12 protein-coding genes and 2 pseudogenes are annotated in these 19,057 nt (G+C 73.2%); 2 read left to right on the top strand and 12 right to left on the bottom strand.

Features of this window, described 5'->3' with window-relative positions; translation table 11 throughout:
* Window positions 1–69 precede the first annotated feature (69 nt).
* From OG562_RS31375 to OG562_RS31365, 3 genes and pseudogenes are all read right to left on the bottom strand, one after another.
* Window positions 70–1,716 (bottom strand): PQQ-binding-like beta-propeller repeat protein, encoded by a 1,647-nt coding sequence (locus tag OG562_RS31375; protein WP_266403904.1) that lies wholly within the window; start codon window positions 1,714–1,716, stop codon window positions 70–72.
* A gap of 49 nt (window positions 1,717–1,765) precedes the next feature.
* The gene (locus tag OG562_RS31370; protein ID WP_266409627.1) at window positions 1,766–1,843 is read right to left on the bottom strand and encodes a hypothetical protein; all 78 of its coding nucleotides are present in this window, start codon (window positions 1,841–1,843) and stop codon (window positions 1,766–1,768) included.
* Window positions 1,844–1,882: 39 nt separating this feature from the next.
* Window positions 1,883–2,250: pseudogene (locus tag OG562_RS31365) on the bottom strand (EsaB/YukD family protein); the annotation flags it as partial.
* A 676-nt stretch (window positions 2,251–2,926) separates the two neighbouring features.
* Here OG562_RS31365 and OG562_RS31360 point away from each other — a divergent pair.
* Together OG562_RS31360 and OG562_RS31355 are read left to right on the top strand one after the other, a co-directional pair.
* Window positions 2,927–3,251, top strand: a pseudogene (locus OG562_RS31360) (hypothetical protein); the annotation flags it as partial.
* 418 nt (window positions 3,252–3,669) lie between these two features.
* Window positions 3,670–6,765, top strand: coding sequence for an SCO5717 family growth-regulating ATPase (locus tag OG562_RS31355; protein ID WP_266403902.1), 3,096 nt, complete (start codon window positions 3,670–3,672; stop codon window positions 6,763–6,765).
* A 106-nt stretch (window positions 6,766–6,871) separates the two neighbouring features.
* Here the strand turns inward: OG562_RS31355 and OG562_RS31350 are convergent, their stop codons facing one another.
* The 9 genes from OG562_RS31350 to rimP form a co-directional block, all read right to left on the bottom strand.
* Window positions 6,872–7,816: a bifunctional riboflavin kinase/FAD synthetase gene (locus OG562_RS31350; RefSeq protein ID WP_266403901.1), complete on the bottom strand. Its 945-nt coding sequence runs from the start codon at window positions 7,814–7,816 to the stop codon at window positions 6,872–6,874.
* Between the two features lie 118 nt (window positions 7,817–7,934).
* Window positions 7,935–11,618, bottom strand: coding sequence for a trypsin-like peptidase domain-containing protein (locus tag OG562_RS31345; RefSeq protein ID WP_266403899.1), 3,684 nt, complete (start codon window positions 11,616–11,618; stop codon window positions 7,935–7,937).
* A 249-nt stretch (window positions 11,619–11,867) separates the two neighbouring features.
* Window positions 11,868–12,770 carry a tRNA pseudouridine(55) synthase TruB gene (gene truB / locus OG562_RS31340; RefSeq protein WP_266403897.1) on the bottom strand — a complete coding sequence of 301 codons (903 nt, stop codon included), beginning with the start codon at window positions 12,768–12,770 and terminating at the stop codon, window positions 11,868–11,870.
* Window positions 12,767–13,213, bottom strand: coding sequence for a 30S ribosome-binding factor RbfA (rbfA, locus tag OG562_RS31335; RefSeq protein ID WP_266403896.1), 447 nt, complete (start codon window positions 13,211–13,213; stop codon window positions 12,767–12,769). The genes truB and rbfA overlap by 4 nt, the downstream gene beginning before the upstream one ends.
* A gap of 43 nt (window positions 13,214–13,256) precedes the next feature.
* Window positions 13,257–13,550 (bottom strand): DUF503 domain-containing protein, encoded by a 294-nt coding sequence (locus OG562_RS31330; protein ID WP_266403895.1) that lies wholly within the window; start codon window positions 13,548–13,550, stop codon window positions 13,257–13,259.
* Between the two features lie 183 nt (window positions 13,551–13,733).
* On the bottom strand, window positions 13,734–16,880 hold the full coding sequence (gene infB, locus OG562_RS31325) for a translation initiation factor IF-2 (RefSeq protein ID WP_266403894.1): 3,147 nt from the start codon (window positions 16,878–16,880) through the stop codon (window positions 13,734–13,736).
* Window positions 16,881–17,028: 148 nt separating this feature from the next.
* Window positions 17,029–17,325: a YlxR family protein gene (locus tag OG562_RS31320; RefSeq protein ID WP_266403893.1), complete on the bottom strand. Its 297-nt coding sequence runs from the start codon at window positions 17,323–17,325 to the stop codon at window positions 17,029–17,031.
* A gap of 193 nt (window positions 17,326–17,518) precedes the next feature.
* Window positions 17,519–18,505 (bottom strand): transcription termination factor NusA, encoded by a 987-nt coding sequence (gene nusA, locus OG562_RS31315; protein ID WP_266403891.1) that lies wholly within the window; start codon window positions 18,503–18,505, stop codon window positions 17,519–17,521.
* A 2-nt stretch (window positions 18,506–18,507) separates the two neighbouring features.
* On the bottom strand, window positions 18,508–19,029 hold the full coding sequence (gene rimP / locus OG562_RS31310) for a ribosome maturation factor RimP (protein ID WP_266403889.1): 522 nt from the start codon (window positions 19,027–19,029) through the stop codon (window positions 18,508–18,510).
* Window positions 19,030–19,057: the final 28 nt, after the last annotated feature.

Genomic DNA, 19,057 nt, shown 5'->3' with positions numbered 1-19,057 from the left:
AGTCGCACCCTGGCCGCGGCGGCGGCCGGCTCTCGGGACACCCCGGGGCCGGCCGCCGCCGTGCAGCGGTCACGGCGTGCGCGACGCGCCGCTCTCGCCGTTCCCCGCGTTCTCCGTGCTCTTGCCGTTCCCCGTGCTCTCCGTGTTCTCGCCGTTCCGCGCGTTCTCCGTGCTCCCGGCGCTCCCCGTGCTCCCGGTGCTCTCGATGCCGAGGACCAGGTAGATCCACTTCGGCTCGTCGGCGGTGGGGCCGTCGACCTTCTTCCTGCCGAAGAAGACGCGCCCGTCCTGGACGAGGATGTCGTTGTACTCCGTCATGGTCATCGTCTCGGCCTCGGCCGGCAGGTTGAAGTAGAAGTACGGGGTCTCCTTCCCCGTCTTCGGGTCCAGGCCGACGAGCGCCGTGGGCGCGATGTGGTCGTCGCTCTCGCGCAGGGCGAGGAGCCGGCCGCCGCTCATCCGCACCGGGTACAGCAGCGAGCCCGGGCCGGAGTCGAACTTCTTGGTGGTGTTGCCGGTGGCCAGCTCGAAGCCGACGATCCAGTTGGCGTCGGCCTTGTCACCCGTCTCCTTGCTGCGAAGGAAGACCTGGTCGGCGCCGACGGCGATGGTCGGGCAGTCGTCTACGACGAGGTAGTCGTCGTACGTCGAGCACTCCCCCACGTAGGTGCCGTTCTGGAGGCGGATCGTCGCCCGGTCGGCGCCCTCGGCGTCGAGGGAGAGCAGTTCGGAGATGCCGATCTCGCCGGCCTGGACGGCGAGGACGGCCGGTTCGGCGGAGGGGATGTCGAGGTCCCGGATGCCCTTCGCGGCGGAGTAGGTCCACAGGACGTCGCCGGTGTTCGGGTCGATCTTGCGGGCCTTGTAGGCGACGCGCTCCAGCGAGTCGACGGGGAGGCTCTCGTCGTCGTTCCAGCACTGCTGGCGGACGATGAGCGCGCCTCCGCCGGCCGCGCCCATGTCCTGGCAGGCGCCGGTCGACGTCGTACGCCAGCGGCGCTTGCCCGTGTCCATGCTGTACGCGTCGGTGCCGCCGCCCCAGGTCACGACGACCGTGCCGTGGGTCAGGGTCACGCTCGGGGCGTCCTGGTCGTCGCCGCCGGTGGCCATGCCCGGGTCGTCGCCGTACTGGGAGTAGGGGAAGTCGCCCTCCCAGACCTCGCGGCCGTCGTCGAGGTCGAAGAAGGCCACGTGGTTGCAGTAGGCGCCGCCGCGGTCGTTCGCCCGGAAGAGGACGGCCGTGCGGTTGTCGCCGGTGACATGGCGGGTGTAGCCGCAGATCGGGCCGTCGAGGGGGAGCTTCCACTTCTCGTCGCCGGGGGAGGCGTCGGTGCCGACGGTGAGGCCGACGACGGTCTTGTTGATGCCCTTGGCGAGGATCTTGTCCGTGGCCCACATGCCCGGCAGCTCGAAGTGCTCGCCGGGGCCCATGTCGTCCACGGAGAAACGGAAGGCCATCTTGCCCACGGTGCTCGCGGGCGGCTCCTCGACCGACTCCCGGACGTCGAGGCGTCCCTGGCCGGCGGCGACCGGCTGGTCCGAGGTCTTCGTGCCGTCGTCGGCGCCGGAACGGAGCAGCCAGCCGCCGACGCCGAGCGCCGCGACGAGGACGAGCGCGAGCAGGCCGACCGCCCACTTGCGGCGGCGCGTGCGCTGGAGGGCCTCCGCGGTCACGGTCGACTGGGTGTAGAGGGAGGGGGGTGGGCCGAAGCTCACGCTCGACGTTCCTTTCCGTTGGCTGTCGGCGTCGCAGTGGGCGGGCGGGTCAGCCGGTCATCGACCGGGCGGCCGTGTACACGTCGAAGACGGCCAGGGCCGACGGCACCAGGGTCGGCAGGGTCACCGGGACGAAGCTCTCGGCGATCTCCGTGAACCGTCCCAGGAGGTCGCCGCACCACAGGGTGTGCCCGCGGGTCACGGCCGCGGCGACCGCCTCGGACACGTCGTCCTGGACGGCGGGCGGCGGCGACTCGGGGAGGGGCGCAGGGTGCGGAGGTCGCCGTCGAGGACGGCTCCGTCCCGGTGTACGAGGTGGTAGCCGACCGGGTCGCCCTCGGCAGGGGTCTGCCGGGCGGGCCGGAGGATCTCCGGGGAGAGGTCGACGACCGGGATGTCGTCGGACAGAGCCACGTCGATCCGGCTGTCGGGCGCGACGATCGTGACCCGGCAGAAGCCGAGGCCCGTCCCCGCTGCGGCGACGCCCGTCGCGCGCCCTCCTCCGGTGGCTGCCGCGGAGGCCGTGATGCTCACCTGCTGCTCCCCCTCAGTGATGCTTCAGTGCTGCTTCCGCCCATCACGCATCCGCTCGCGATGCTTCCGCTCGCGATGCTTCCGCTCGCGATGCTTCCGCGTCGGCGGTGTGAAGGTCCCGTGTCCGCTCCGGAATCGCCCGGAACATCCCGGCTGCTTCTGCCCTGTTAGCGTGTGCTCACGCGAACATCCGGCACCCTACCGCCCGTTCGTCGCACGAGCAGTCAGTAGGATCGCGCGGCGGCCCGCGGCCCCGTGACACGGGGTGGCGGACGGTACTTACCCTCTCGTGCCGGTCCCGTGGAACAGCGGGAACCGCTGACGGCGGGCGCGCTCCAACGCCGGCTTCCTCACGATCAGCGGCGTCTCGCTCCCCCGGACTCCTCCTCGAGATGCCCCCGGCGAGCCCACCGGGACCGACGGCGACCTCTCCCCCGTCGTACAGCCTGGTGCGTTGCGGCTGGAATCGGAACATCGGGCGGAATACGAGGAGACGGCCGACGTGCTGTCCTACGAGTCGGCCGAGGTGGTCGCCGGCAGTTGGCGCCGCTGCCCGCCCGGCACACGACGTCCTGGGCGCGGCCCGGCACATCGGCGCGGCACGTCGGCGCGGCACGTCAGCGCGGCACGTCGGCGCGGCACGTCAGCGCGGCACGTCAGCGCGGCACGTCAGCGCGGCACTCGCCCGCCTCGACGTCGCCTCCGGGTCCTGGCAGTCCGTGCCGGCGCTGCTGCCGTGTCGCAGTCCGACCGCCCCGCGGTTGCTGCGACAGGCCCGGCTCGTCGGCGTGCAGCGGATCACGCCGGACGAAGCCGGGGAATTGAGCCGGATGTTGACGCTCCCCCAGGGGGATGTGGAGGCACTGCCCACGCTCGTCGACGGCCTCACCCTGTGGTGCGCCGACCGCGACCGGCAGCATGTGAGGACGCAGCCCACGGATGCGGAGATCGGGTTGCTGGGCACGCCTCGGCGGATGGACCGAGTGGACTGGGCGGACTGAGGCGGACTGAGGCGGACTGAGGCGGACTGAGGCGGACTGAGGCGGACTGAGGCGGACGCCGAACAGCTGTCAGGCGGTTTGGTGACGGCTTGGTGACAGCTTCTTCGCCGTCCCTGCGCGGCACTTCGGACGTTTTGGCCGGTTTGTTGGGTGACGTGATGAACTCGGGCTCCCCCATCGGGGAGTTGGTGACGTGGTGGACTGGTTCTGAGGGGTGGGCGGGCCTGCCGAGGCGGGGCGTCCGATGATTAGGCTGGTGCGGGACGCGACGCCGAAAAAAGCCTTGGGGTGGGCGTCGACGTCTCCGGGGGAGGGCCGACGCATCGGACGACCTCAGACCGCCTCGAACCACTTCGGACGACAAGAAAACGGTCGCCCCGGCACGGCATGAGGGTGCTCGACCACATCAGGAGGAACTGTGAGCAGCGATCGGGACGGGAACCGCGGGGGCTGGGCCACACCCGGCGATGACCAGCCCGACGCGGAGTCCGCCATCGAGACGACGGGCGAGTTCACCATCGACTACGCACCGCCCGCCTGGTACACGCAGAACGCGGGCGGGGGTACGGCGGGAGGCCCGACGGGGGCTGCGGACGCGAACCCTGCGGTGCCTGGCGCGCCGGGCACGCCGGAGGCTCCGTTCGCCCCGCCCGCGCCGCCGGCTCCACCGGTCCCGGGGGTCCAGGGACTGCCGTTCGCGCCGCCCGTGCCCGCCGCCGGGCCTGGGGCGCCGTTCGCACCGCCTGTGCCTCCTGCCCCGGGTCCGGCTCCGGCTCCGGGTGTGCCGTTCACGCCGCCGGGCCAGGGGCTCGGGCTGCCGTTCGCGCCCCCCGTACCGCCCTCCGTACCGCCCTCCGCGCCTGCCGCTCCCCCCGTCGGGGAGCCGGTCGCCGTGCCCGGACTTCCGACGGACGGCGGGTTCGAGCCCCAGGGGCCGCAGGCCGCCGAGGAGGACGGTTCGGGCAACGGGGACCTGGAGAGCGGCGCCACGATGCGTTTCTCGGCGGTCGCCCTCAAGCGGGAGATCGCGGAGCACGCCGCTTCGGTGGAGGCCGAGGACGGCGACGGCTCTGCCGACGGGCCCGCTGAGGCCTCGGAGGTCGCAGCGGACGGTTCGCAGGCCGTGCCTGAGGCGGACTCGGGTGCGAGCGAGGCCGCCGCGGACTCGGCGGCGGATGTCGATGTGGAGGCCGAGCCCGCGATCGACGGTACGGCCGACGAGGTCGACGCCGCTGGGCCCGCCGAGGTCGTGTCCGAGGCCGCCGCGCCTCAGGACGCCGAGGCCGTGACGGACGCGGAGCCCGGGGGTGCTGCCGTCGTCCAGGACGCCGTCGCCGTCGAGGACGCCGTGCCGCAGGACGACTCCGTCACCGACGAACCGTCGGACGCCGTCCCCACAGACACATCCAGCCCCTCGGACGCCGCTCCCTCGGATGCCGTTCCCTCCGACGCCGTCCCCGTCGCCGTCCCCGAGCCTCAGGACGCCGTCCCCGCGGACGCGGAGGCCCCCGAGCCTCAGGACAGCGCGCCCCAGGACGTCGTCCCCGCCGCGCCGCCCGCCTGGACTCCCCCGCCCGCCTCGCCGGGCGAACTGCCCCCGCTGCCGCCGTCGTATCAGCCCGCCGCGCCCGCTCCTGCCGCCCAGTGGCCGGCCCAGCCGCAGGCGGCCCCGCCTGCGCCACCGGCCTGGAACCAGCAGAACCAGCAGGCCCCGGAGCCCGCCCCGCCGGCGCCGCAGCCCGGCTACGGCTTCCCCCAGCCACCCGCCCCGGAACCGGCGGCAGCGCAGCAACCCCCCGCCCAGCAGCCGGGCTACGGCTTCCCGCAGCCCCAACCCCAGCCCCAGCCGCCGCAGTCCCAGCCCCCTGCCCCCCACGGCCAGCCCGGCTACGGTTTCCCGCAGCCGTCCGCGCCCACGCCTCCGGCCGCCCCCGGCGGCTACGGCTTCCCCCAGCCCCCGGCGCCGCAAGTGCCCCACGCACCGCACGCCCCCCAGCCGTACCCCGCCCACCCCGGCATCCCGCCGCAAGCGGACGCGCAGCCCCCGACGGCCGGCCCGCAGGGCGGTCCCCAGGGCGCCCCTCAGGGATTCCCCCAGGGCCCCCCGCAGAACGCACCCCTGAACGCGCCCCAGGGCTTCCCCCTCCAACCCCCGCAGGGAACCGCTCCGGCCGCTCCGCAAGCCCCCCAACCCCCCGCCCCTGACGCTTACCAGCTCCCTCAGGCCCCGCAGCCTCCCCAGCAGCCCCTCGACCCCCGGGCCGGAGCCGCTTGGCCGCAGCCGATCCAGCACGACCATCGGCAGCCGGTCAACCCCGGTGCCGCGCCGCTGGGTTACACCGCTGCCGTGGAGCTGTCCTCCGACCGGCTGCTGAACAACAAGAAGCAGAAGGCGAAGAGCGGCCGACCGGGCGCAGGCTCCTCCCGCTTCAAGATCGGCGGAAAGAAGGAGGAGGCCGAGCGGCAGCGCAAGCTCGAGCTGATCCGGACGCCGGTGCTGTCCTGCTACCGCATCGCCGTCATCAGCCTCAAGGGCGGTGTGGGCAAGACCACGACCACCACCGCGCTCGGCTCCACCCTCGCCAGCGAGCGGCAGGACAAGATCCTCGCGATCGACGCCAACCCGGACGCCGGCACGCTCGGCCGCCGGGTGCGGCGCGAGACCGGGGCCACCATCCGCGACCTCGTCGGGGCGATCCCGTACCTCAACTCGTACATGGACATCCGGCGGTTCACCTCGCAGGCGCCCTCGGGTCTGGAGATCATCGCCAACGACGTCGACCCGGCCGTGTCCACGACCTTCAACGACGAGGACTACCGGCGCGCGATCGACGTCCTCGGCAAGCAGTACCCGATCATCCTCACCGACTCGGGCACCGGCCTGCTGTACAGCGCGATGCGCGGGGTGCTCGACCTCGCCGACCAGCTCATCATCATCTCCACGCCGTCGGTGGACGGTGCGAGCAGTGCCAGCACGACGTTGGACTGGCTGTCGGCGCACGGGTACGCCGAACTCGTCTCTCGGTCCATCACCGTCATCTCCGGGGTCCGCGAGACCGGCAAGATGATCAAGGTCGAGGACATCGTGTCGCACTTCGAGACCCGCTGCAGGGGCGTCGTCGTCGTACCGTTCGACGAGCATCTGGCGGCCGGCGCCGAGGTCGACCTCGACATGATGCGGCCGAAGGTGCGGGAGTCCTACTTCAACCTCGCGGCGATGGTCGCGGAGGACTTCGTCCGGCACCAGCAGATGCACGGCCTGTGGACCAACGACGGCAACCCGCCGCCGGTGGCCTCCCCGCCCATGCCGGGCCACTCCATGCCCGGACAGCCCACGCCGGGACAGCCCTACCCCGGTCAGCAGATCCCGGGCCAGCCGTACCCGCCGCAGCCCCAACCGGGCCAGCCGTACCCGCAACAGCATCCCCAGCCTCCGCAGCCCGGCCAGCCGTACCCCCCGCAGCCCCCCGCGGGCTACGGCTACCCCCACCAGCCGCAGCCCCCGCAGCAGTGAGGCAGTAGCGGCAGTAGACGAACGAAGGGCGGCCGGTGTCCGAGGACACCGGCCGCCCTTCGTTCGTCGTGGGAACAGACGCAGAAACAGCCGTGGAACAGGTCGGCTACTCCGCCGCCACCAGCTCCCGGCAGCGCTGCACGTCCACCGCCATCTGCTCCAGCAGACCCTCCAGCGAGTCGAACTTCGCCTGGCCGCGCACGAAGGCGAGGAAGTCGACGGCGACGTGCAGGCCGTACAGGTCGAGGCCGACGCGGTCGATGGCGTACGCCTCCACCGTGCGCTCGGTGCCGTCGAACTGCGGGTTCGTGCCGACGGAGATCGCGGCCGGCATGGCCTCGCCGTCCGCGTGCAGCCAGCCGGCGTAGACGCCGTCGGCCGGGATCGCGGTGTGCGGCAGCGTCTCCACGTTCGCCGTGGGGAAGCCGAGTTCCCGCCCCCGCTGCGCCCCGCGCACCACGACGCCCTCGACACGGTGCGGCCGGCCGAGGATCTCCGCGGCGCCCGCCACGTCGCCCTCGCCGACGAGGCGTCGGGTCAGGGTCGAGGAGAACGGCTGGCCGCCGCCCGCCTCGCCGCACAGCACCAGGTCGACGACCTCGACCTCGAAGTCGTAGACCTTGCCCTGCTCGGTGAGGAAGTCGACGTTGCCCGCGGCCTTGTGGCCGAAGCGGAAGTTGGGGCCCTCGACGACCGCCTTGGCGTGCAGCTTGTCGACCAGGACCTTGACCACGAAGTCCGCCGGGGACAGCTTGGAGAACTCCTGCGTGAAGGGGAGGATCAGCTGCGCGTCGACGCCGAGCTCCGCCATCAGTTCGGCGCGGCGGTGGTGCGGGGCGAGCAGCGGCGGGTGGCTGCCGGGGCGGACGACCTCGCTGGGGTGGGGGTCGAAGGTGACGACGACGGCGGGGACGCCCAGCTCGCGGGCGCGGTCCACGGCGTGCCGGATGATCAGCTGGTGCCCGCGGTGGACCCCGTCGTAGGAGCCGATGGTGACGACGCTGCGTCCCCAGTCCTCGGGGATGTCCTCCAAGCCACGCCAGCGCTGCACTGTGACCGCTCTCCTCGAACCCGTGTCCGTATGTTTCCTTGCCTCTTACGCAGCTCTAAGAGTGCCATGCCGGGTGCTCCCGGCCCGCATCGGCATGGGGGTGTGACCCGATGCACGGTCAGGCGGGCACCCGCACCCCCGCCAGGTTCTCGATCATGCGGCGCGCGCTGGGGCCGACCACGGCCGCCCACTCCCCCGGCGCGTCCGTGAGCCAGTCCACCACCTGCGCGGCGAACCCGGGGACGTGCCGGGCCAGGTCGACCAGTCCGCGGTCGAAGCGGGCCGCGCCGTCCGGCGTGCGGACGAGGAGCAGGCCGGTGCGGTGGACGAGGGCCCGCAGGTCCTCCCCTGTCCGTTCCCCGGCCGCGTGCAGGACGGCGTCCAGGACCTCCGGGGCGTGCTCGTGCGCCAGCAGGAACTCCAGCAGTTCACGGCGCAGCGGCCGGGAGTCGGGCGTGCCGGGCGCGGCCAGCACGACGGCCAGGGCGGCCCGTACGGGCTCCGGGCCGCCGCCGTCCAGCAGGCCCGTGACCAGCGGAAGGAGGACGGCGCGGGCGGCGGGGCCGTGGTCGAGGCGCCGGTCGACGTACCCGGCCACGGCGCCTGCGGTCTCCGGACGGTCCGCCGACACCTCCCCGACGAGGGCGGCGACCCGGCGGGCGAGCGGGGACGTGGTGACGTCGGCGAGCGTGCGCAGGATGCGGCCGGCGTCCGCGTCGGGGCGGCGCAGCCGGGTCCGGAAGGCCTCCAGGACCGGCTCGGGGTGCGTGGTCAGGGCGGCGAACAGCGCGCTCGGCGGCAGCTGGGGATCGCCGTCCCCGAACCGCTCCAACGCCCGCGGGAGATGCCGGTCCCGGCTTCGCGGATCCCGTACGAGCAGGGCGAGCGCGCCGCCGTGCAGGGCGTCGTCGGCGGGGCGGGCGAGCAGGGCGAGGGCCGCGTACCGCAGCAGCCGGCGGTCGGCGTCCGTCGTCACGTGCGGGGCGGCGCGCAGCCCGTAGTCCATCGCCGCGACCCGCCGGTACGGCCGCTCGTCGCGCGCCCATCGGTCCACGGCCCGGCACAGCGCGGACGGCTCCTCCTCCGCCAGCACGGCCAGCAGCTCGTCGGCCCGCCGGTGCGTTCGGTCGACGAGCACCTCCGCGAGATCGTCCAGGGCGCGGTGCCGATGCGTGTGCAGCAACGCCTGCGCGGCCGTCGCCACGGTGGCGTGCGGGGTCGCGGGCAACGCCCGCTCGTCGTCGAACCACCGGACGAGCTGCGGCTGTACGGCGGTGGGGTCGGCGGCGAGAAGCCGGGCGACGGCGTCGAGATAGCGGGGCGGCGCGGCGCCCGCATGGCCCGCATCGCCCGCATGGCCTGCATCGCCCGCATCGCCCGGGGCCGCGTCGGCGAGGACCAGGCGGCGCAGGAGGTCGAGACGGGCGGCGGGCGCGAGGACGAGCCGCGTCCAGAAGGCATGGCCGAACTCAGCCCGCCCACCGGCTTCCGCACGGCCGCCGGTCTCCTCCGCCCCCGCCCCTCCCCCGACGATCCGGTCGGCGAGGATCCGCAGGACGTCGGTGTACGGGGTGGCGTCCGGGACGCGCAGCAGGGTCTCGGCGAGCAGCCGGGCGGCCCACCACGAGCCCGGGTCGGCGTCCAGGGCGTGGGCCAACTCGCGCAGACGCTCGGCCAGTTGCGGTGTGCCGTGCTGGCGGGCGAGGAGCAGCAGGGCCTGGACGACGGGGCCGATGCGGTGGTGCGGGACGGGGAGGGAAGGGCGGTCGTCGGGGGTGCGTCGGCGGTGGACCAGGGCACGCAAAGCCTCGTCCAGGTCGAGGTGGACGCCCTGGATCCAGTCGGCGAGTTCCTCGTGGGCGAACCGGTAGCCGTCGCCCGCGGGCACCAGCAGCCCCTCGGTGAGGACGGCGGACGCCCAGCCGGTGCCGCCGCCGAGCCGGGCGGGCGCCGGACCCCAGGGGAACACCGCCTCGAACGACTCCCGGTCCAGCTCTCCCTGCCCCGGCCCGAGACTGCGGCGGGCGGCCTCGTGCACCTGCCCGGAGACCTTCGCCGCGAGCCGTCGTACGGCGGCGCCGCGCAGACCGTTCTCGGCGGCGAGGCGCACGGCCACACGCAGGCACATCAGGTCGAGGTAGGCGGAGAGGACGTCGTCGCGGTCCACGGGGGCGGCGGCGGGCGGGGCGTCGGGGAGGGCGGCGCGGATCTCGGAGAGCAGACGGAGGGTGAGGGGGTGTCGGGCGTCGGCGGCGGCGAGCGCGGTGTCGGGCACGGCGTGACGGGCGCGGACCTCCCGGGCCTCGTCGGGGGTGAGGTCGCCGAGCGGGACGCAGGGCGGCAGCGCGTCCCGCGCCTCTTCGCCTCCCTGCGCCGTCCCGTACAGCGTCCCGGGCGGGAACTCCGCGCCCGCCCGTTCCCAGTACTCCGCCCGACACGCCACCACCAGCCGCGCCCCGCTCTCCCGCAGCCACTCGACCGTCCCGTCGGTCCACTCGGAAAGCCGGTGCGCGAGCACGGGAGGCATCTCCTCGGGCCCGTCGAGCAGCAGCAGCAACGGCCGCCCTTCGGCACGGGCGAGCCGGGCGAGCCGCTCGACGCCGATGTCCCCGAGGACGCCGGAGCCGCCGGAGGCGCCGGTGGAACCAGGGGCGCCGGCGGCCACGATGCGTCCCGCCCGGACCAACGCCCTGCGGGCCGCGTCCGCGACCGAGGCGTCCTCGTCCCTCAGGTCGGCGCCGCGCAGCCACAGCGTGGGCTGCGGTCGGGGGCCCCGGTTGCGGCGGGCGGCGAGGGCCGCGAGTTCCGTCGTACGACCGCTGCCGGGGGCGCCGACGAGGGCGAGGACGGCCGCCGGGCTCGTCGCGAACGCGGCGAACTCCCGGGCCGGGACGGCGCGTTCGACGGGTGCGACCGTCGCGCCGAAGGAACCGAAGGAACCGACGGAACCGACGGAACCGACGGAACCGACGGAGCCGACGGAGCCGAAAGATCCGCCGTCGGTCCGGCCGAGGCAGCCCGACAGCGCTCCCGGCAGGCCGTCCGAGCCCACCGAGGTGGCCGTGAGCTCCAGGACGCCCGCCAGGTTGAGGTCGGCGCCGTAGGCGGGGACGGTCGCCGCGTTACGGGCGAGGAGCTCGGCCAGTGGGCCCGCGGCGGGGCGCAGCGGGACGGCGAAGCCGACGTCCCGGTGGTCGGACTGCAGGGCGGTGCCCAGGACGGCGACGACCGTGCCGGTCGCGGCGTCCAGCACCGGTCCGCCGGCCGCGCCCCCGCCCAGCCGCAGCGCGTCCCGGCCCGCCGTGCCGATCGCCAGCTCCAGCGCGCCGTCGAGCAGGTGGAAGCGGTCCGTGGCCGTGTACGTGACCGTCGCCTCGGCCAGCACCCGCGCCTCGCGCCAGCAGCCCGCGAGCAGTCTGACGTACGTGCCGGTCTCGACGTGGTCGCGCACGGTCACCGGGAGCGGGTCCGCGCCGAGTCCCTCGGTGCGGACGAGGGCCAGGTCGAGCTCCGGGAGGGGTGTGACGGCGTCGGCGGTCACGACGCAGCTGCGGTCGCCTGCGCCGTACAGGACGAGTCGGGGCAGGCCGTCGACGGCCTCGTGGCTGGTGAGGACCGTGCCGTGGTGGTCGGCGGCGAAGCCGGTGCCGCGGGGGCGGCCGGCGAGGTCGCGGATGCGGACGAGGGAGGCGTCCAGCTGTGCGTGGAAGGCGTCCGGATGGTCCGGATGGGCGGGGAAGACGCCCGTGGGTTCGGTGGGTGCGCGGTGGCCGCCGCCGGTCCGCGGGTCCCGTCCCGCCATCGTGGTACCTCCCCGCCGCGCCCGCGTGCCCTCCGTTCGACGGTAGGGGCCGGATGATCAGCGGGACAGATCGCGGAATGAACGCGCCCCCCTGCGCTCCCTCGGTTCACTCCGAGCGCCTGCCCGGACGGGTGAATGAACGGGGGCGGTTGGATACACCCTAGGGGTGGGGGAACCGAGGGGGGACCGTGGAGCGGCGGCGCAGCACAACCCCGTGTTCGCCGCTCCACGGGCAAGAAGAGAAGCGCCTCAGCCGAACACGGCCAGGCTCTTCGCCTTCCCCTTCTGCGCCTCGACCAGGGCCAGGAAGCCGCCCTCGGGGTCGAAGACGGCGACGGGACCGGCCTCGGCGTACTCGTCGGGCAGCTCCAGGCGGACGCCGTTGAGGAGCAGCCGGGCGCGCTTGGCGTCGACGTCCCAGCGGGGGAACGCGGCGGCGGCCGCCTCCGCGATCGGCATCACGGTCAGCTCCTGCTGGAGCTGGTCGAGCGTCTTCGCCGAGTCCAGCTTGTAGGGGCCGACGCGGGTGCGGCGCAGGGCGGTGAGATGGCCGCCGACGCCGAGGTCGGCGCCCAGGTCGCGGGCGAGGGCGCGGATGTAGGTGCCGGAGGAGCAGACCACCGAGACGACCAGGTCGAGGACGGGGGTGCCGTCCTCGGCGACGGCGTCACGGACGTCGTACACCGAGAAGGAGGAGATGGTCACCGGGCGGGCCGGGATCTCGAAGTCCTCGCCGTCGCGGGCCCGCTTGTACGAGCGCACGCCGTTGATCTTGATGGCGCTGACCTTGGACGGCACCTGCATGATGTCGCCGCTCAGTTTGGCGATGCCGGCGTCGATGGCGTCCCGGGCGACCTTGGAGGCGTCGGCCGAGGAGGTGAGGTCCCCCTCCGCGTCGTCCGTGAGGGTGTTCTGGCCCAGGCGGATGGTGCCCAGGTACTCCTTCTCGGTGAGGGCGAGGTGCCCGAGGAGCTTGGTCGCCTTCTCGATGCCGAGGACGAGGACGCCGGTGGCCATCGGGTCGAGCGTGCCGGCGTGGCCGACGCGGCGGGTCCTGGCGATGCCGCGCATCTTGGCCACGACGTCGTGCGAGGTGAAGCCCGACGGCTTGTCGACGATGACGAGGCCGTCGGGCGGGGTCTGCTTGCTCATTCGGCGGCGTCGTCCTCGTCGTCGCCGGGCTTGCGGTACGGGTCGGCCTCGCCCGCGTACCCGGCGCCCGCGGACGCCTCGCGCACCTTCTCGTCGGACATGCGCGCCTTGTCGAGGAGGTCCTCGATGGTGCGGGCGTTGTCCGGCAGGGCGTCGGCGACGAAGGCCAGGGTCGGCGTGAACTTCACGCCCGCCGCGCGGCCCACCTCGGAGCGCAGGATGCCCTTGGCACTCTCCAGGCCGGCGGCCGCGGCGGCCCGCTCCTCGTCGTCCCCGTACACGGTGTAGAAGATGGTCGCTTCCCTGAGGTCACCCGTGACCCGGGTGTCCGTGATGGTGACGTGGGAGCCGAGCCGCGGGTCCTTGATCCCGCGCTGCAGCTTCTGGGCCACCACCTCTCGGATGAGGTCCGCAAGCCTCTTGGCGCGCGCGTTGTCGGCCACTGGTCCGTCTCCCGTTCTTTCTTCTCTTACGTTCTCTGGTCGGTCAGTCGTCTTCGCCGTGGAAGCGGCGTCTGACCGACAGCAGCTCCACTTCGGGGCGGCCGGCGACCAGCCGTTCGCACCGGTCCAGTACGTCGGTCAGGTGTTCCGCGTCCCCGGAGACCACGGCGAGGCCGATGACGGCCCTGCGGTGGAGGTCCTGATCGTCCACCTCGGCCGCGCTCACCGCGAACCTGCGCTGGAGCTCGGCGACGATGGGCCGGACGACGGAACGCTTCTCCTTCAGCGACCGTACGTCGCCGAGAAGGAGATCGAAGGACAGAGTCCCCACGTACATGTATGTGCCGGTTCACCCGCCGGTACGGGATCGATGGCCCTGTCGTCCGTGTGGGACAGGGGCATCAAGAACGGTACAACGATCCCGGCGACGGCTCGACGGGGTTTTCCCCGTCTCCCCGTCGCCGGACGGCGGACCGGCCGGCGGGGACTGCTCCCCGCCGGCCGGTCCGCACCGTGGGCACTACGCCCGCGGCTTCTCCCGCATCTCGTACGTCGCGATGACGTCGTCGATCTTGATGTCGTTGAAGTTTCCGAGGTTGATACCGCCCTCGTAGCCTTCGCGGATCTCGGTGACGTCGTCCTTGAAGCGACGCAGGCCCTCGATGTTGAGGTTCTCCGCGATGACCTTGCCGTCGCGGATGAGTCGGGCCTTGGTGTTGCGCTTGACCTCGCCCGAGCGGACCAGGACACCGGCGATGTTGCCCAGCTTGGACGACTTGAAGATCTCGCGGATCTCCGCCGTGCCGAGCTCGACCTCCTCGTACTCCGGCTTCAGCATGCCCTTCAGGGCCGCCTCGATCTCCTCGATCGCCTGGTAGATGACCGAGTAGTACCGGACGTCCACGCCTTCGCGCTCGGCCATCTGCGCCGCGCGGCCGGCCGCACGGACGTTGAAGCCGATGACGATGGCGTCCGAGCCCATGGCCAGGTCGATGTCCGACTCCGTGACCGCACCGACGCCGCGGTGCAGGACGCGGATGTCGACCTCTTCGCCGACGTCCAGCTGGAGCAGGGAGGACTCGAGGGCCTCCACCGAACCGGAAGCGTCACCCTTGATGATCAGGTTCAGCTGCTGGACCTCGCCGGCCTTCAGGGCGGCGTCCAGGTTCTCCAGGGAGAACCTGCGCGTGCGCTTGGCGAAGGCGGCGTTGCGCTCGCGGGCCGCACGCTTCTCGGCGATCTGGCGGGCCGTACGGTCCTCGTCGACGACGAGGAAGTTGTCGCCCGCACCCGGGACGTTGGTCAGGCCCAGGACCTGGACCGGCGTCGACGGGCCCGCTTCGGCGACGTTGTTGCCGTTGTCGTCGAGCATGGCGCGCACCCGGCCGTAGGCGTCGCCCACGACCATCGTGTCGCCGACCCGCAGGGTGCCTCGCTGGACGAGGACCGTCGCCACGGCGCCACGGCCGCGGTCGAGACGGGACTCGATCGAGATGCCCTGCGCGTCCTGGTGCGGGTTGGCCCGCAGGTCGAGCGAGGCGTCGGCGGTGAGGACCACGGCCTCCAGCAGGGAGTCGATGTTCAGACCCTGCTTGGCGGAGATGTCGACGAACATGGTGTCGCCGCCGTACTCCTCGGCCACCAGCCCGAACTCGGTGAGCTGACCGCGCACCTTGGTCGGGTCGGCGCCCTCGACGTCGATCTTGTTGACCGCGACGACGATCGGGACGTCGGCCGCCTTGGCGTGGTTGAGCGCCTCGACCGTCTGCGGCATGACGCCGTCGTTGGCCGCGACGACCAGGATCGCGATGTCCGTCGACCGGGCACCACGGGCACGCATGGCGGTGAACGCCTCGTGACCCGGGGTGTCGATGAACGTGATGGCACGGTCTTCGCCGTTGACGTCGGTCGAGACCTGGTAGGCACCGATGTGCTGGGTGATGCCGCCGGCCTCGCCCGCGATGACGTTCGTCTTGCGGATGGCGTCGAGCAGTCGGGTCTTACCGTGGTCGACGTGACCCATGACGGTGACGACCGGGGGACGGACCACCAGGTCGTCCTCGTCGCCCTCGTCCTCGCCGAACTCGATGTCGAAGGACTCGAGCAGCTCGCGGTCCTCCTCCTCGGGGCTGACGATCTGAACCTGGTAGTTCATCTCGCCGGCGAGGAGATGCAGCGTCTCGTCGGAGACGGACTGCGTGGCCGTGACCATCTCGCCGAGGTTCATCATGACCGCGACGAGCGACGCCGGGTTGGCGTTGATCTTCTCCGCGAAGTCGGTGAGCGACGCACCGCGCGACAGGCGAATGGTCTCGCCGGCGCCGCGAGGCAGCATCACGCCGCCGACCGACGGGGCCTGCATGGCCTCGTACTCCTGGCGCCTCTGCCGCTTCGACTTGCGACCGCGACGCGCGGGACCGCCGGGACGACCGAAGGCGCCCTGCGTGCCACCACGGCCACCGGGACCGCCGGGACGACCGCCGAAGCCGGGACGGCCACCGCCGCCGCCGAAGCCGCCGCCACCGCCGCCGGGACCGCCGCCGCCGGGACGACCGGCGAAGCCGCCGCCGCCACCGGGACGAGCGCCGCCGCCGGGACCGGCCGGACGGCCGGCGAAGCCGCCGCCGCCACCGGGACGACCGCCGCCGGCGCCGCCGGGACGACCCGCACCGCCGGGACCGCGGCCGCCGGGGCCGCCGCCGGGACGCGGGCCGGCAGCGGGACGCTGCGGCATCATGCCGGGGTTGGGACGGGGGCCGCCGCCGGGACGCGGACCGCCGGGGCCTGCGCCCTGCGGGCGAGGCATGCCGCCCGGGGACGGACGGGCGCCGCCCGCGGACTGCGGACGAGGACCACGGTCCTGGCCACCGGGGGCCTGCGGACGGGGGCCTGCGCCCGGAGCGCCGCCGGGGCCGCCGGGACGCGGAGCGCCCTGCGGACGGGGCGCCTGCGGGCGCGCCATGCCGGCGTTGCCGCCGGACGTGAAGGGGTTGTTGCCCGGACGCGGACCGGCCGGACGGGCGCCGCCCGGACGCGGGGCGCCGCCACCGGGGCGCTGGCCCTGCGCGGCGGCCGGGCGCTGGCCCTGACCACGGTCCTGGCCACGCTCGTGGCCGCGGTCCTGCTGACCCTGACCGGGCGCGGGACGGCCGCCGGGGCGGGGGGCGCCGGGGCGCGGACCCTGTCCCTGGGAGGCCGGACGCTGGCCGGACTGGGCCGGGGCGGCCGGAGCCGACGGCGGAGCGGTGAACTCCGGGACGGCCGGGGCGGGACGCGGCGCGGGCCGGGGGCCCGGCGTCGGACGCTGGCCGGAGGACGCCGGCGCGGGGGCCGACGGAGCCGGGGCCGACGAGGCGGCCGGGGCGACCGGCGCGGCCGGGGCCGCGGGCGCCTGTGCCACGGGGGGCTTGGGGGCAGCCGGCCGCGGAGCGGCCGGACCCGGACGGGCCGCCTGCGCCGGTGAGGGCGCGCCGGGCCTGGGGGCAGCCTTGCGCGGGGCGGGCTTGCCGCCGCCCTGGAAGGCGTCTGTCAACTTGCGTACAACGGGCGCCTCGATCGTCGAGGACGCCGAACGGACGAATTCACCGAGTTCTTGGAGCTTGGCCATGACGACCTTGCTCTCGACCCCGAACTCCTTGGCGAGTTCGTATACCCGGACCTTAGCCACTTCGCTCCTTTTAGGTCCGGGTGTGTCCGGACCGTCGCTACTTCATGGGCGTACTCATCGCGTGCTCATCGAGTGCTCATCGCAATCTCGACCTACTTCCAACTCGCGGGGTACCAGAGCCGCACGGAGGTTCCGTGCGACGCCGTTCTTACGGTGTTGCCTGCTCGGCAACGGTCGTCTGCTCGACGTACTGGCGCAACGCCTTTGTGTCGAGCGCTCCCGGGGCTCGCAACGCCCTCGTGAACGCCCGGCGGCGTACCGCCTGATCGAGACAGACCAGGGTGGGGTGTACATAGGCACCCCGGCCGGGCAGCGTACCGCGTGGATCGGGGACGCATGCGCCCTTGATCGCCACGATGCGCAGCAGCTCCGTCTTGGCCGCCCGCTCCCGGCACCCCACACAGGTGCGTTCAGGGCATGCTCCGGCGTGCGTCCGGCCAGACACAGTTAAGTCTACCTCCCCGCGGCGGTCTCACCCCTTTGGGGCAGAACTCGAACACTTGCCGCGTTACATCTGACGTGATCTAAGCGGAGGGCGGCTTGGATCTATTCCCCGGCCGCTCTCGACTGGTGAGCCCGGCGGCTCTCGCCCGGCGGTCCCGGCCGCACCGCCCGGTGGCTCCGGCCGCCCTAGGCGGCTAGTCCTCGGGCTGCTCGGTGTCGGGGCGGATGTCGATCCGCCAGCCGGTCAGACGGGCGGCGAGGCGGGCGTTCTGCCCTTCCTTGCCGATCGCCAGCGACAGCTGGTAGTCCGGCACCGTCACACGCGCGGAGCGGGCCTGGAGGTCCACGACCTCGACCTTGGAGACGCGGGCCGGGGACAGCGCGTTCGCCACCATCTCGGCCGGGTCGTCCGACCAGTCGACGATGTCGATCTTCTCGCCGTTCAGCTCGCCCATCACGTTGCGGACCCGGCCGCCCATGGGGCCGATGCAGGCGCCCTTGGCGTTCAGACCCGAACGGGTGGACCGTACCGCGATCTTCGTGCGGTGGCCGGCCTCGCGGGCGATGGCGGAGATCTCCACCGACCCGTCGGCGATCTCCGGCACCTCCAGGGCGAAGAGCTTCTTCACCAGATTGGGGTGGGTACGCGAAAGCGTGACCGAGGGACCGCGGACGCCCTTCGCCACCCGAACGACGTACGACCGAAGACGCATGCCGTGCTGGTAGCTCTCGCCGGGGACCTGCTCCTGCACCGGCAGGATGGCCTCCAGCTTGCCGATGTCCACGAGCACGTTCTTCGGGTCGCGGCCCTGCTGGACCACGCCGGTGACGATGTCGCCCTCGCGGCCCGCGTACTCGCCGAGCGTGGCGTCGTCCTCGGCGTCGCGCAGGCGCTGCAGGATGACCTGCTTGGCGGTGGTGGCGGCGATGCGGCCGAAGTCCGACGGGGTGTCGTCGAAGTCGCGCGCCTCCTGCCCCTCCTCCAGGTCCTCGGGGTCCTCCTTCGCCCACACCGTCACATGGCCGGTCTCCCGGTTGAGCTCCACGCGCGCGTGGTGGCGGCTTCCCTCGGTACGGCGGTAGGCGATGAGGAGGGCCGACTCGATCGCCTCGACCAGCAGGGGGAAGGAGATCTCCTTCTCCCGTACCAAGCCCCGCAGGGCACTCATGTCGATGTCCACGGCTACGCCTCCTCCTCTTCCTTCATGTCCTTCTCGTCCTTCTTGTCCTTGCGGTTGAACTCGACCTGCACGCGCGCCTTGTCGATGTCGCCGAAGGCGAGTCGGCGGGCGGTGGCCTTGCGGCCCTTCACGCCGGGCACCTCCACGTCGACGCCCTCGTCGTCGACCTCGAGGATCCGCGCGACCAGGTCGTCGCCGCCCTCGGTGAGCTGGAACCTGACCAGCCGGTCGACGGCGCGCGTGTAGTGCCGGTGTTCGGTGAGGGCGCGCTCCGCGCCCGGGGTGCCGACCTCGAGGGTGTACTCGCCCTCGCCCATCGCTTCGGTCTCGTCGAGCTTCGCCGAGAGCGCACGGCTCACATCGGCGATCTGGTCCAGGTCTGCTCCGGTGTCGGAGTCGACGACGACACGCAGTACACGCTTGCGCCCGACGGAGTCCACGGCGATCTCTTCGAGATCCAGGCCCTGGGAGGTGACGAGCGGTTCCAGGAGCTCTCGCAGCCTCTCGCTCTGGGTGGTGCTCATCCGGGTGACTCCTCGGCCGCGTGTGCTG

The organism is Streptomyces sp. NBC_01275 (assembly GCF_026340655.1).
GTDB lineage: Bacteria > Actinomycetota > Actinomycetes > Streptomycetales > Streptomycetaceae > Streptomyces.
This window is presented reverse-complemented; position numbering and strand designations above follow the sequence as displayed.